This window comes from Mycobacterium kansasii ATCC 12478, assembly GCF_000157895.3.
Taxonomy (GTDB): domain Bacteria; phylum Actinomycetota; class Actinomycetes; order Mycobacteriales; family Mycobacteriaceae; genus Mycobacterium; species Mycobacterium kansasii.
Map to the genome: position 1 here is coordinate 6,045,534 of NC_022663.1, position 15,175 is coordinate 6,060,708.

The 15,175-nt window shown below is 62.8% G+C and carries 7 protein-coding genes and 1 pseudogene; 4 read left to right on the plus strand and 4 right to left on the minus strand.

Features of this window, described 5'->3' with window-relative positions:
• The first annotated feature begins 60 nt into the window (after positions 1-60).
• Positions 61-1,812 (plus strand): AMP-binding protein, encoded by a 1,752-nt coding sequence (locus MKAN_RS26240; protein ID WP_036395390.1) that lies wholly within the window; start codon positions 61-63, stop codon positions 1,810-1,812.
• Between the two features lie 1,229 nt (positions 1,813-3,041).
• Positions 3,042-4,403 carry an EspA/EspE family type VII secretion system effector gene (locus MKAN_RS26245; protein WP_133163535.1) on the plus strand — a complete coding sequence of 454 codons (1,362 nt, stop codon included), beginning with the start codon at positions 3,042-3,044 and terminating at the stop codon, positions 4,401-4,403.
• Between the two features lie 24 nt (positions 4,404-4,427).
• Here MKAN_RS26245 and MKAN_RS26250 read toward each other — a convergent pair.
• Together MKAN_RS26250 and MKAN_RS26255 are read right to left on the minus strand one after the other, a co-directional pair.
• A pseudogene (locus MKAN_RS26250) lies at positions 4,428-5,756 on the minus strand (ISL3 family transposase).
• 378 nt (positions 5,757-6,134) lie between these two features.
• A complete protein-coding gene (locus MKAN_RS26255; RefSeq protein ID WP_023373482.1) occupies positions 6,135-6,416 on the minus strand; it encodes a WhiB family transcriptional regulator in 282 nt (93 codons plus the stop codon).
• Positions 6,417-6,750: 334 nt separating this feature from the next.
• Here MKAN_RS26255 and MKAN_RS26260 point away from each other — a divergent pair, with 334 nt between their 5' ends.
• Both MKAN_RS26260 and MKAN_RS26265 read left to right on the plus strand, forming a co-directional pair.
• Positions 6,751-7,581 carry a hypothetical protein gene (locus MKAN_RS26260; RefSeq protein WP_036395388.1) on the plus strand — a complete coding sequence of 277 codons (831 nt, stop codon included), beginning with the start codon at positions 6,751-6,753 and terminating at the stop codon, positions 7,579-7,581.
• A 19-nt stretch (positions 7,582-7,600) separates the two neighbouring features.
• A complete protein-coding gene (locus MKAN_RS26265) occupies positions 7,601-8,953 on the plus strand; it encodes an EspA/EspE family type VII secretion system effector (RefSeq protein WP_052492327.1) in 1,353 nt (450 codons plus the stop codon).
• Between the two features lie 567 nt (positions 8,954-9,520).
• Here the strand turns inward: MKAN_RS26265 and MKAN_RS26270 are convergent.
• Together MKAN_RS26270 and MKAN_RS26275 are read right to left on the minus strand one after the other, a co-directional pair.
• Entirely contained in the window at positions 9,521-13,141 is a 3,621-nt protein-coding gene (locus tag MKAN_RS26270) for an MMPL/RND family transporter (RefSeq protein WP_023373488.1), read from the minus strand.
• 510 nt (positions 13,142-13,651) lie between these two features.
• A complete protein-coding gene (locus MKAN_RS26275) occupies positions 13,652-15,118 on the minus strand; it encodes a condensation domain-containing protein (protein WP_023373490.1) in 1,467 nt (488 codons plus the stop codon).
• Positions 15,119-15,175 lie beyond the last annotated feature (57 nt).

The window sequence follows — 15,175 nt, forward strand, 5'->3', positions numbered from 1 at the left end:
TTACCCCTGTGACGAGCAGATTCGGCACTAGCCAAGCGCATCCGAGGTAGTGTGAGGCCCGTGGTTGAGTCTTCGATTCCCGCTGTGCTGCGCGAGCGTGCGAGCTTGCAGCCCAACGACACAGCGATGACATTCATTGATTACGAGCAGGATTGGGAAGGTGTCCCGGAAACGCTGACGTGGGCGCAGCTGCACCGGCGCATGCTCAACGTAGGGCAGCGCCTCAGGCAATGCGGATCGCCTGGCGATCGGGCAGTGATACTTGCGCCGCAGACCCTTGACTACATCGCTGGTTTCCTCGGGGCGCTCGAGGCCGGGCTGACCGCCGTTCCGCTTTCGGTTCCCTATTCCGGCGTTCATGACGAGCGCACCACTTCCGTCCTGGCTGATACGTCACCGTCGGTCATCTTGACGACGTCCTCGGTGAGCGACCATGTCTCCGGGTACGCGAAGCCGCAACCCGGACAATCTGCGCCCGCAGTTGTCGAAATCGATCTACTGGACCTGGACTCTCGGCCGGCTTCCTCGGTCCGGCCGGGCTCTCGCAGCGCGGAGGTGCCGGATGCGCTGTATTTGCAGTACACCTCGGGGTCCACTCGCACGCCGGCCGGGGTTGTGGTCTCGAATAAGAATTTGTTCGTCAATTTCGGACAGATCATGGACGGCTACTACGGGAAGTACGGGAAGGTTCCCCCGCCCGGCAGCGGTGTGGTGTCCTGGCTGCCGTTTTATCACGATATGGGTTTCTTTGTTGGAATTATCATTCCCATTCTTGCGGGCATTCCCGTGGTCCTGACGAGTCCGGCTGGGTTTTTGCAGAGACCGGCCCGATGGATGCAATTGATGGCGAGTAGTGGCCGGGTGTTCACGGCGGCGCCAAATTTCGCGTTTGACCTGGTAGCGCGCAAGACGTCCGACGACGATATGAACGGTTTCGATCTCGGGGAAGTGCTGCATGTCCTCAGCGGCAGTGAGCGGGTGCAGCCCGTCACCGTGAAGCGCTTCACCGACCGATTCGCTAAATTCAACCTTGATCCCGCGGCGGTCCGGCCGTCATATGGGATGGCCGAGGCAACGGTCTATATCGCGACTCGTGAACCGGGCGAACCGCCGAAAGTCGTGTATTTCGATTCCGCGAAACTGCCCGCGGGTGAGGCGGAGCGGTGCGCACCTGGAACCGGTACCGGGTTGGTGAGCTATGGCAACCCGCGGCAAATGACGGTGCGAATCGTCGACCCCGACACCGGCGTCGAGTGCCCGGAGGGAGCGGTCGGCGAGATCTGGCTGCACGGACCCAACGTGGGCGCCGGCTACTGGCAGAAGCCGGTCGAGTCCGAGCGCACCTTCCAGGCGCGCATTGTCAACCCTTCGGCCGGTACCCCGGAAGGTCCCTGGCTCAGAACTGGTGATTCCGGCTTCTACTTCGACGGAGAGTTGTTCATCATCGGCCGTATCAAAGACCTCTTGATCGTGTACGGCCGCAACCACTCTCCAGACGACATCGAGGCGACGATCCAGGAGGTCACTCCGGGTCGATGCGCGGCGATCTCGGTTCCGGACCGTGGGGCTGAGAAGCTGGTCGCAATCATCGAGCTCAAGAAGCGCCCTGACACGGACGAGGATTTGGCTGACAGGTTACAGGTCGTCAAACGGGAAGTGACGTCGGCAATTTCGAAGTCGCACGGCCTGAGCGTGGCGGATCTGGTTCTGGTCTCGCCCGGCTCGATTCCGATAACGACGAGTGGCAAAATCAGGCGAGCGCAATGTGTCGAGCTGTATCGCCACGACGAGTTCACCCGCTTAGACGCTTAGCCTTTCCTGCTCGCTAGTTTGCGGCAGACGTTCGCCGAGATCGACGTTAGCCCGGAGTTTCGGCGGCGAGAGTGAATCTCACGACGCCCGCTTTCTCGGCGCGTCGCGTCGTACGGTTCACACTCGGCGCCGTCTTAGTTAGCCCGACGTCCACTTGAATTTCTGTGTGCTGGAGTCGATCTCGGCGTTGCCCGATCGATCAATAGGTCGATGTGGGCCGACGTAGCTGGCCGGCCTCGCGCCAGCATTCCAATCCGCCGGGCCTCGAAGGGGTTCGGTTGAGCACTGTTTCCAGATAGAACCCGATCCCGGTTCTCATACCCGACTTGTATCGGGCTAGTGCGCAATTCGTGGATTGTCGCGATGGCCTCGCTGAGGTCGTCGATGTGGGGTCGGCAGCGATGAGTGCGATGCACGGTGTGCACCGAATCCCCGGGCGCTAGGGTACGTGTATCCGGTGGGTCGGACGGAAGGCGCTGTGCGACTGGTCAATAGGCGGTTCCCGATCGCGATGGCGCCGGTGCTACAGCCTGCAGGCACTGACGCAGCGATTGGCCGATCTGGCGAGCGCCTTGCCCGCACTGTCCGACACGATCCCCGGTTTGCCCCACGCGCCCGCGCCAGCAGCACAGTCCCGTTCCGAGTTCGACGCCGCCGGCCCCACCTTCGCGCGCCTGCCGGACGACACCAGGCCCCTGCCCGAGAGACCCGATATCGCTTTGGCGCTAACAGAGTTACCCGGCTCACCTAGAATTCAGCGCGCCCGACGTGCCGATCCCCGGTTTGGCTGATCTCGACGACCCTTGGCCGCTGCGCCCCGGCTGGCCCGGCCAACCTGCCCGCCACGGCTCAGCTGGCGACGCCCCCAGAGCCGGCTCACTGGGCACTCGAGGGCAGCCGGCGGGCTCAGCCAACTCGCCGACATGGTCGGCTAATAGCCACACGTGATATCTTTACGCGCCCGACACGGCGTCCAGCGGCCGGCCACGTTGGCTGATGATGTCACCCAGGACGGTCACACCCGGCGCCGCTGCGGGCAAATCCACCGCGGCGCGTTCCTGTCGACGCCGGACCGGCCCCACCCAACAGGGCCCGCAGCGCGCCCGGTGAGGCGACCGAGGCGTGCTGCAAACGCCCTCACCAGCCAGAACCGCAGCCGATACAACGTTTTGACCCCGAGGGGAAATTAGAAACCCATGCGTACTTTTCGGCCGTTCCGGATCCCCCGGATGCCGGGACAACTGCCATTTCCGAGAGACTTCGATATGGAGACCCGTATTGCCGTCGAATTGACCCGCCGGGAGGAGGATCTCCCGTGGGAGGACGGCGATGAGCTGTTGGACCTGATCTATGACCAACCGCCGGTAGAACAGCCGGTACCAGAGCCGGTGAAAAACATCCCGGAGCTGCTGTCGGGACACCGTGTTTGCGATTGGACCGGGTGCGGCCTTGGCGGCGTGCTGGCAGGCCTTGGCGACGGCAGTCCCGATCCGGGTGTTGAGCTTGTGGACGGCGGGTCGATGTTCTGCGACGTCGGGGCCCAGATCGCGGCTCTTGTTCCCGACGGCGGCTGGCAGGGCTTGGCGGCGCAGGCTTATGTAGCCCAGAACCTCGCACAGTCGCATCGCGCGAAGATGATGGCCGATCTCGACCACCACACCGCCGGCCTGGTTTCCGCTCAGGCCCAAACCGTTTTCAACGCTTTCGCGTGGCTGATTGGAGAAATAATCACCGTTGCCACGGTGGGCCGTGGTTGCTATGCCCTTGAAATGTGGGGCGGCCCTGTTGGCCAAGAGGTGTCACTTGCCGTCGCATTGGTCGTTTGCACTGCTGCTATCGAAGTCACCATTTACCTAATTGTCTCCTTGCTGAAAACGACACACTCCCATGCCAACAAACTGCATGCACTGACGCAGAGATTGACAGATATGTTGACAAGATTGCCGGCGCTGTCTGACCCGATTCCCGGGTTGCCCGACACGCCCTTGCCCCCATCACATTCCGAGTCCGAATTCGACGCCGCCGAGCACATCTTCTCCCGCACCCTCGCAGGCCTGCCCGACGACACCGGGTTCACCCCCAGGACACTCGACGTTCCCTTGGTTTTCGCTGACTTACCCGGCTCGCCTGAATTCAGCGTGCCCGACGTGCCAAGGCCCGGCTTCCCGGATTTCGGCGCGCCCGACTTGCCCGTCCCCCGGTTGGCCGGCATGCCGAGCCGGCCGCCGCTGCCCGCCGCCGACGAGTTCGCCGCGCTACCCGACCTGGTGGGCGCCTTGGCTGCGCTGCCCAGCCTGGGCGTGACCAACCTTCCCACCGTTGCTCAACCGGCGGCATCGCTGAGCCGGCTCGCCGGGCTCTGGGGGGCAGCCGGCGGGTTCAGCCAACTCACCACCGTGGCCGGTCAGCAGGCACACATGATCGCCTCGCTGGCCCAGCGGGTCACCCCGGCCGATCACGTCACCCAGGACGACCACACCACCGGCGCCGCCGCGGGCACACCCACCGCACAGCGCGTGCCAGTCGATGCCGAAACCGGCACCTCCCAACAACGCCAACAGCGCGTCGGTAAGACCACCAACGCGCCATAGACCCGTCACACGATTACGGGCTCTTCATGATTGAGGGTGTAGTCGGGGTCTGAATCCGCCGGTCTCCAGCAGTGATCGGGCGATGTAGCGGCAGAGGTCGCGGAATCCGAGGGCGGAGCCGCACAGGTGTTCGAGTCGGCCGTTGATGGCTTCTGTGGGTCCGTTGGAGGTACCGGGTCGGTCGAAGTAGGCCAGCACGTCAGTGGCGCATTTCTTCAACGTTCGCCCCAGGGTGATGACTTCGGTCAATGCGGCGGGGACGGCGTGGCCGATCGACTCGATGAGCGTGCTCATCAGTTCGGGGCCGGTCCGGCGGTCGGGGTTGCGGTAGGCGGTGATCATGCGCTGGTAGATGCCCCAGGTCGCATCGACTTCGGCGTGGGCGTCGACGGCGAACAGGTTTGTCAGCCGGTCTCTTTGCTTGTCGGTGAGCAAGTCGGTCCCGGTATGCAGGGTCCGCCGCGCGGCATAGAGCGGATCGCTCGTGCGGCCGCGGTGTCCACAGGTGTCGAGTTGAACAAGGCGCCGGCATGCGTCCAGCGCCTCGCCGGCCAGCCGCACGACGTGGAAGGGATCCATCACCGCGACCGCGTCGGGCAGCTCCTCGCTGGCGGCGGTCTTAAACCGTCTTAAACCCGGTGAAGCCTTCCATCGCCACTACTTTCACCGCCTCGCGCCAGGACTTGTCTCGTTCGGCCAGCCAGGCCATGAAGGCCTGTTTTGAGCGGCCCTCGACCATGTCCAGCAGCCGCGCCGGGCCGGTGCCTCACGGATGCCGGTCAGGTCGATGATCACGGTCACGTACTTGTCGCCGCGCCGCGTGTGGCGCCACACGTGTTCGTCGACCCCGATCACCTTGACCCCGTCGAACCTGCCCGGATCGTCGATCAACCTACGCTTGCCCTCGGCCAACACGGCGTCGTTGGCGGTGTTCCACGACACCGCGAGCCCTTCGGCGACACGGGCGATCGTGAGGTGTTGGCACACAATGGCTTCCAGTGCCCACCGCAGGCCACGGCGGGAGAGCTTGGCCCGCGGTTCGGCCGCGCTGCTGGTGTTTTGGCGCCATACATGCCGGCAGCTGGCGCACCCGTAGCGGCGGATCGTGACCAGCAAGGTCGTCGGCCGCCACCCGAACGGCTCATGTGCAAGTTGGCGCGTCCCGGTGTCGTGCGGACTGCCTTGCTCGCCGCAGCGCCGGCACCATCGATCCTCGTCGGTGATCCGGCACGCCAGCATCGCCCGGTCGCAGTCCAGGCGCTGCCCCGTCACCTCAAGCCCGAGTTCATCGAGCCGGCAAAAAGTCGTCAAGTCAGCGCAGGCAAAGCCCGCACCACCGGTAGCGTCGTGCACGTCGAGGTCTTTCGGATGGTTGGTGTAGGAACCCCCATCATCGGAAGACCCCGACCCCTACCCGGTCAACGACGCGCCGGCCTCCCTACACCCTCATCCGCGAAGAGCCCGATTACGTGCAGGCGAAGCCAGAGCAATACCGGTGCTGTGACCGCAGCTCGTGAGCTGGTCCACACGTGCATCAACCGATTGGTGTAGGGCCACCAATGCGCGCACTCGAGGGGGCGCACCAGCCACGGATGTGTCAGGGTCGGGAATCCGCTGATGTTGTCGCGGCGTGTGCATGGCGGCCGCACTCGAATGCGCGACGAGCCTCAAAGATGAAGCCGTGCATTGCTTTCCACTGCTACCAACGGCTGAACCCGGCGGCACAACCGATCAGGCCAATTGTGCGGCCTCGCGGACCGGGTAACCGTGACGCTCGGCCAGCGACCGCAGTTGGCCCAACGCGAACGCGCGCGCCCGCCCCGTTGCAGGGATCACCACGCCGGCCCACAGCCCTTCGGCACCCGGTGACTCGACGGCTTCGCGGGCACACAGCCACCGGCACGGGCAAGCGCGGCACAGCGCTTTGGCCTCGTCATCGGGACTGGTCGTCCAGCGGTCAGGGTCCTGCGTGCAAGCGCCCAACGGGATGTCATATAAGACTGGTGCGGTCATCTTTGCCAGGCTCTTTCAGAAGCGGTGCAGCTTTTCGTTTCACGCCTCCACCACGCCCCGGCAAACAATAGCACAAACCATTGCATATCCAATCAGACGGCCTGGCCAAGCTCGTTAGAGGCGAGCCGGCTCCATTCGACGAGATCGTCGTGCCACTCATTCTATTTCAGAAACACATTCCGGTTTATCTCGGAACCTGGTTCTGCTTTGTTTTGGAAGCCGGTTCTGAATTCGATGTGCTGAATTTGGTGCACGAACCAGCGAATTCAGCGACTATTATTGTGGTAACCCCAAGTAAGAAGATTCGGTTATGTCTCAAGCACGCGCTCTGTGGGTGGACCAGAGCGAGATTTCGGCCAGGGCCGACGAGGTGGAATCCCCGATGGCGGATCCAACAGACAACGCCGCCGAGGGCGCGTGCGCTTCAAAGGCGACCAGGCGAACCATGTTGTCCACCGAGAACATGCGGACCAGCCGTATGGCGGGCGCCAAGGAGCGCCAACACCTTGCGCAGCCCATGCGGGACGTGGCCACGGCCCACGAAGGTGTTGACCGCGACAGCCTATCGAGCTTGGCCGACTTGTTCCCGGGTGGCCTGCCCACGGTGCCCACCGCCGACGAATTAACGGCGCTACTCGATTTCTTCCGGTGCCTTGATCGCTGCGCCCGGCTGAATTACGAGTTCTTCACGGTCCTCGCGGTGGCCGCTAGTTGCCTCGCCCTTGAACAGTACGGGGGAACCACCGGCCAGAAAGTGTCGCTTGCCATCGCCGTCGTCGTTTGCCCTATTGCGCTTCGTGTCGCCATTGACAAATTCGTCTCTTTAGGAAGGACGACCTCACAAAATGCGAGCAATGTGCGGGTGCAGACCAAGAGGTCGACCAGTATGGTGACGGCCCTGCCGACACCATATGACGCGATTTCCAGCCAGGTCTGTAATTGCAGTGCTGAATTTAGTGCCGGAATCAGTGAATTCAGCCACTACAATTGGTGTAATCACCAGGAAGAAGGTTCTGTCATGTCTCAGCCGACGCTGACAGTGAACCAGAGCGATATTTTAGCCAGGGCCGACGAGGCGGAGGCCCTGATAGCGGACTTACCGAGTAGTGGCGTCGTTGGCGCGTGCGCCCCCAACACCAGCCCAAACATAGCGCTACAACGCTAGACCGAAAGAAAGTTCAACCATGTTCTCTGGAATTGAGGAGCTCATCACGGATTTCGTTGACGCGATGGTAGAGGAAGCGGAATTTGCAGCCAATCTTAATCCGGAAAACGTGGGGTGGGCAGCTCACCATGGGCCGTGGCCGTTCCAGCAAAATGGGAACCAGCCACCCCCGGCGCCGGCACCACAAGAGCAGGTACGGGATACCTCGGAGAGGGGATCGGTTATCTGCGCCGAGACCGAGGTCTTACTTGGCGTCGTGCTGGCATTGCTTGGACAGGGAAGACCCGATCCAGGTGATCGTTTGGTGGCCAGTAGGTCGATGTTCAACGAGGTCAGTGCCCAGATCGAGGCTCTTGTTCCGGGTGGTGGCTGGCAAGGCTCGGCGGCGCAGGCTTATGTAGCCCACAACCTCGCACAATCACAGCGGGCGAAGCTGATGCGTGATCTCGACCATCTCGCCGCCGACCTGGTTTCCGCTCAAGGCGATCTCGTTGAAAAGATTCGCTATTTCGTGATTGCATTGCTGGGCGGAGTCGGCCTTTTAGGCGCATATTGCTTCTACCTTGAACAGTTCGAGGGGGCCCCCGGCCGACTCCTGTCGTTACAAATCGCGTCACTCATGTTCCTTTTTGTGATCACTAGCCTCCTCTCTGTCCTCGGGTTCTTTGCAATCGCGACGTACCGTAATGCGAGTAACCTGCAGGCAGCGACCCAGAGATTGACCCATATGGTGACGACCTTGCCTTCACTGTCGGACACGAATCCCCGGTTGCCCGATGCGCCTTTCCCCCCAGCAGATCCCCGTTCCGAATTCGATGCCGCCGAGCACAGCTTGGTTTCCCCTGTCGCGGGCCTGCCCGACGACAAGGCGCCCACCGCCGAGACGCCCGATGTCTCCTTGGCGTTCGCTGACCTACCCGGCTCGCCTGAATTCAGCATGCCCACGCTGCCGAGTCCCGGCTTCCCCGATTTCGGCGCGCCCCACTTGCCCATCCCCACCTTGGCCGGCCTAGCCATTCTGCCCACCGCCGACGAATTAGCGGCGTTGCCCGACTTGTCGGGCGCCTTGGCCGGCGAGCCCGGCCTGGCCAACCTGTCAACCATGGCTCAACTGGCGGCACCGCTCAGCCAGCTCAGCGGGCTCTCGGGAGCAGCCGGCGGGCTCAGCCAACTCACCAACATTGCCGGCCAGCAGGCACAAATGATCTCCTCACTTGCCCAGCAGGGTGCGCAGCAGCACGCCGCCCTGGCCGATCAGGTGAGAAAAGACGACCACAACGACGGCGCCGCCGCCGGCACAACCACGACAGAGCCTGCTCCCGTCGATGCCGCAACCGGTTCCGCCCCACAGCCCCGGCACCACGTCCGGTAAGGCTCCCGTCCAGCCATCACCAGCGAAAATCGGCGTCGGTGCAACGCTAGAGTCCAACTGGCGTGTCCCCGGTGATGGAGTCGGCCTTTTTCAGAGTTCTGTGGCCCCTGTTGGGGCCTAAACCGACGATGAATTACACGGCTGGCCGGAAGAAGTATTCCGCTGAGGACGTGGTGCGTAAGCTGCGCCGCGCGGACGAGTTCGCCTGCAGCGCGGCGCGAACCCGCCGATGCCCATAGGTACCGCGAGAGCGAATTAGCCGATTCCGAGCAGTCCCGGGATCTCGGACGACGACACCGACGGGGACTTCTCAGAGGGCGACGGCAACGGCCCGCCGCCCGGATCCGCGGCTCGACCTCGTCGACGATCGAACCCTCCGGATCAACTTCCCGGCCAACATCACTGCCCGCGCCGCGGATGCACGCCGCCGGCGGGCTCTAGAGGTGGCGGCTAGCGCGCAAATCCGCACCAGTTGCGAACCGAACCCGTACGTCAGAGCGTTCCCGGAGGGGAACGCGCGCAGTGATAACAGTCATGTCATGTCGACGGCGGACAACGAGCAGGGTGCTAGGTGATTGCCGACCTATCGGGAAGGGCGCTTCCCGTGTCGACGGGTTGCTTGCCGTTGCCGTTGGTGTGGCCGTTGCCGTTGGTGTGGCCGTTGCCGTTGGTGTGGCCGTTGCCGTTGGTGTGGCCGTTGCCGTTGGTGTGGCCGTTGCCATTGGTGTGGCCGTTGCCGTTGGTGTGGCCGTTGCCATTGGTGTGGCCGTTGCCGTTGGTGTGGCCGTTGCCGTTGGCATGGCCGTTACCGTTGCCGTTGCCATTGGTCATCAGGGCCGGCAGGTCGATGGGGCCGAAAAGCGGCAGGGAGTGTTGGATGCGGTCGCCGTCGCCATCGCTGACGCCTGATTCGTGCCCATTTGATGTGGCCGTCTTGGCACGCAGCACGACGGAACCGAATAGCGGAAGAGCGTGCTCGCCGAGATCGGCGAACGGGTCCTTGCCATTGCTCGTGATGGGGAAATCCAACTTCCGCAGCGGCACATCTTTGGCGGGACGGCGGCGTACGGCTCTGGGCGTATCGCCGGCTGGAACGGCACGAACTTTCGACGGTGGGCGTGTCGCACCGCCGGTCTTGCGGGCGGGGACGGCCTTTGCCCGTGCTGGCCGAGCTTGGCCCCGCGTCTTGTTGCGACCGCTCGCCCGCTGCTTCTTACTGGACGTAGCGAGCTTCGACGGCCACCAGTTAGCCTGGCCAATCAGCGCAGCCAACGCTGGCACCGTGACGGTGCGAACGATGAAGGTGTCGATCAGGATCCCGGCGCCGATAATGAAGCCGGCTTCCACCATGGTGCTGATCGTGGCGGCCAGCAGGCCGAACATTGACGCGGCGAAAATGAGGCCGGCGGATGTGATCACACCGCCCGTTGAACCGACTGTGCGAATAACACCGACCCGCACGCCATGGGGCGATTCGTCACGGATACGCGAGATCAGCAGCATGTTGTAGTCAGCGCCAACCGCAACCAGCAGAATGAATGACAGCCCGGGCAGGCTCCAATGCAATTCTTTGCCGAGTATCAGCTGGAAAACGATGACACCGAGGCCTAGGGCTGCAAAAAAGGAAACCAGTACAGAACCGATGAGGTATAGGGGCGCAATAATCGCTCGTAGCAGCATGACCAGGATCAAAAAGACGATAACGATCGTGGCCAACACGATGAAATTGATGTCGCTATTGTAATAGTCCCGAGTATCTGCCAGCCCGGTCGGAATGCCCACCAGCGATATCGTCGCGTCCGCCAACTCGGTATTCGGTTGCGAGGACCGCGCTGCCGACAGGATCGTATTCACCTGGTCCATGGCTTGGGTGGTGAACGGATTGAGCGAGCTTTGGATGAGGTACCGTGCCGCGTGCCCGTCGCTGGATATGAAAATCTGCGCGGCCTTCTTGAACTCGTCGGCGGCCAGCACCTGCGGCGGGACATTGAAGCCGGCCATAGACGGTCGTTCGGCGTCGCGCTTGAGGCCCAGCAGGAAGTCCGATGCCTCGTCGAGTCCGGTGCCCATCTTCTTGGTCTGGTCTACCAGTGCTGCTACGCCGTCGGCGACCGCACGGCTACCTTGTGCGAGGGCGTTGGCGCCCTGCTGCATCTGATTCAGCCGGTTCTGCAGTCCGTCGATAGACCGCAACGTACTGACTGCTTCGTTCAGGTTTTGCTGCAGCTTGTCGATCGTCTGGCTGACGGTCTGCACCTCTTTCGTTTGCTGCAGGCTGCGAGCCAGATTGGTGATGCTGTTGAGGGTTCCACTGGTCTGTGCTTGGACCAGCGCCTGCAACTGGCTCCGCGAGGCCGCACAGGCCGGGTCGGCATTGCAGGTCGGACTGGAGTTCAGCGCCTTCAGCAGCGGACTGGCCCAGGCGACGGTATTCGCCACGTCGACCATGTTTGCGCTAAGGGCGTCGCCGAGCGCCCGCATGCGGCCGACCAGCTTGGCCGTCCTGTCGAGGTCGTTGAGCGTCTTGTCGCCGCCCATCAGTTGCTTCATCGTGGTAAGCACGCTCACCAGCGTGCCGGCACTGCCGACAGCTTGAGTGACCTGGTCGCGCACCTGCGCCAGGGCGCCGGCTAAATCGTTGGAGCCGTTGACCAGCCTGTCCAAGTCGCTGCCGTGGTCCCTGATTGCATCCCCGGCCTCGTCGAGTTTGCCGCCTACCTCGCCGGCCTGATAGGACACCTTCGTCTGCTGCAGCGGTTCGCCGTTGGGCCGGGTCAACCCGCGTATGGCGGTGATGTCGGGTAGTTGGCTGATCCGGTGCGACATCATCTCGAGATCGGCGAGTGCGGTCGGGTTCCGCAGGTCACGCGGCGACTTAATGAAAAGCATCATCGGCGTCATCATGTTCTGCGGGAAGTGGCGACTCATGGCCTCGTATCCCGCGACGCTGGTGACGTCGGACGGCAATGCCTTGAGATCGTCGTAGTTGAAGCGCACCAAGAAGCTGGATCCCGCCAGGATTGCCAGCACGACGAGACTGGCGACCAGATGGATCCGGGGCCGCCGTACGATCCGTGTTCCGGTGCGCCTCCAGAAGCGATGGGTGAGATCGCGTCGCGGCTTGATCCAGCCGCGGCGCCCGATCAGCACCAGAATGGCGGGCAGCAGGCTCACCGCAGCCACGAAGCTGACGACGATCGATACCGAAATCGCCGGTCCGACCGTGGAAAAGACCGGCAATTTGCAGAAGACCATCACGATGAATGTGACCGCCACGGTCGCCGCCGATGCCGCGATTACTTTGCCGATCGACATCAATGCTCTCTGGACAGCCAGGTCCGAAGCCAGGCCTTGCCGCACATAGTCGTGATATCGGCTGATCAGAAAGACGGCATAATCCGTTCCGGCACCGATCATTACCGCGCTCATGAAAATGATCGTCTGCGTTTGCACGTCCAGGCCGATTGTTGCCAGCGCGGACAACGTGCCTTGGGCGGTCCCCATAGAGATACCGATGGTGGCCAGCGGCACCAACATGGTGACCACGTTTCGGTAGATGATCAGCAGGATGATGAGCACGCTGACCGCGGTGCCGATTTCGATCAGATGCGCATCTTCTTGACCGATGGCGGTGAGGTCGGACATGGTGACCAGACCGCCGGCATAATTGGCGGTCAGTGTCGAACCGGCGACGGTCTGGCTAACGATCTCCCTGGCTTTGTTGTACCCCGCGGTGGTGGCTGGGTCCTGCGGGTCGGTCTGGAACATCACCGGCACGTTCCAGGCTTTGTTGTCCTTGCTGGACAAGACGTCGTGCAAGCCGGGCGTGCTAATGAAGTCCTGCACCGACAGGTTTGCCTGGTGCAGCCTGTCGACCAGCGTGTGGTAGGTCTCTAAGTCGGCGGGACTAAGCCCGTTTTCGTCGGTGAGGATCACCAACAACTGCGAGCCTTTGCCGCTGTCGCCGAAGGCCTTGCCCATCTCTTTGCCGGTGACCATCGTCGGGGCATCATCGGGCAAAGCATCTCCGCCGGCCCTACCGGCTACTTCCATCAGCGGCGGGAAAGTCACAGCGAGCACCGCTGCCAGCGCAATCCAGAATGCGATTACCAGCGCCGGAGCCCGAACGACCAATTGGCCGAGTCGGTCGAAAATCCCTCCGGGGCGGGCTGCTTCCGAATCGCTCATCAGTCGCAACACCTTTCCACGCCACAGCGGTTCGGCCGATAAAGCCCATCAAGCCGATCCGCATAGCGGCGGTGGTGAATGAACTCGGTAGCCACCCGGTCGGGCCTCGACAACGTCGCAGCGCGCACCGCCGACAACTGGTCAGGTGGGCTAACGAAAGTGGCTGGATCGGCAGCGGTTCTATTCAAGTCCAGCCACCTCTTTTCGGTGGTGTTCAGGCGCCCGGTCCGGGGGCATCGCACGTCGACTCAGCCCCCCAACGTCTCGGTCCGCAACGGCCGGGCATCCTCAATTCTGCTAGTGCACCACAGGGTAACCCGTTGATCTTCGGCCTGTGGAAAAATCGTGCCAACGTACAAAAATTTTTTGTCCGAAGTGCAGAAAGTCGGCTGTTTTCGGGTAATCCGGCAGCACACCCCGGGTATTGACTTGTCAGCCAACAGCGCCTTGCCCTGGCGTGCCGGCCGCCCGGCGAGGCCGGGGTCCGGGCACCGCTCACACCGCCGCCCATCAACCAGGGAACAGGCCGTCATTTCCGTTGCCGCTGAAGCTGAGTGCGGTTGCCCGACGTTGCCGGATGTCGCTGCGGCCCTCGGCGACGCGCACATACACCGATTTCATGGCGTCCAGGTAGCGCCGCACCGACTCGTGGGCGATCGGACTATCCGGGAAGGATGCCGTCACCGTGGTCTCTTCGTGGAATCGGTTGACCCACATGCACACCCGGGCCGCGATGCGACCGTCACTGAAGACTCTGGTATTTGCTGTTCGGATATGTGGCGCGAACACGGCCGACAGCGGCGGTACACCGGCGTCGAGGAACGACAGCATGGGAAAGCATCCTCGCGACAGCGGGGTCGCGAGCCGGGGTGCCAGCTCCAACACACGTTCGAACGGCACTCTGGCCAGGCGGGCGCGGGAGTCGAAAGCGGCTTGTGCGCCGCGCGCGGTCTCACCGAACGAGGCCCCGACCGGCACGGCGAGCGGAAGGTGGCCGATGAACCATCCGCTGGTGACAAATTCCGCGGGGGTGCTTCGGGTGCCGGTGGGTGTGACCGCGTAATAGGTCTCCGCGCCGGCGAGTTCGTATTCGGTGAGGGCGGCGCACGCGAAGACTCCGCCGCTGAACCTGGCGCCGGCCCGGGTGCACGCGGCCTCGAAATCGGCGGTCTGGTGGGCATCCAGCAGCTGCAGGGAAAGCACCTCGCCCGCCGTGAGCCGCGACGTGTCGCCCAGCGGCAGCGGGAAGGCGGGGAAGGATCCGTCGTTGTTGTCCAGGAATTCGATCCATTGACGTACCTCCGGCGAATCTATTGTCAATGCGGAGGTGTAGGCGTGTTCGCGCAGGCAGTACTCGGCGTAGCTACCGGCCTTCGGCAGCGGAATAGGCTCGCCGCCGTCCATCAGCGTGTTGTACATCTCGCGGATCTCCAAGAAGATGGTGCCGAGAAATGTCGCATCGAAATGTATGTGGTCAATGCTGATGCAGACGGTGAAGTGATCGTCATGTTGGATCACGCCGAATCTGAAGCAATCCCAATCCAGGGGACTCGGGGTGCTCAAGATGTATTCCTGCCATTGGTTCGGCGTCATCTCGCCGTGCTCAACCGGTTGCATTTCGATAGCGCCGGGATCGGTCATGGTATGGCGGACTATCTGACGCGCACCGGTGATCGCAAACCTGCTGCGGTAGGTGTCATGGCGACGAAGGTGCGAGTTGATGACGTAGGTCATCGTGCGGATATCGCAGTGACCGACGATATCGAAGGCAATGACCAAAAGCCGTGACATGTCGAGGTTCTTGGCCGTTTGCTCAGCGAACCTCCGCAGATGCCGGGCCTGTATGTAGCTCGGCGGCACGGCGCTGATCGGCGCGTCCCGGGCGTTCGCCACAGTTGCCGGCGTCGGCTGCCACAGCCAGACAACACCCGGCTCCGGCAGCCAATTCCTGACGTTATCCAGACCGAGATTGCCCACGACAACCAATTGAACTCCTTTGGCTCAACGCCCGGTCCCAGGATATTTCATGTCATC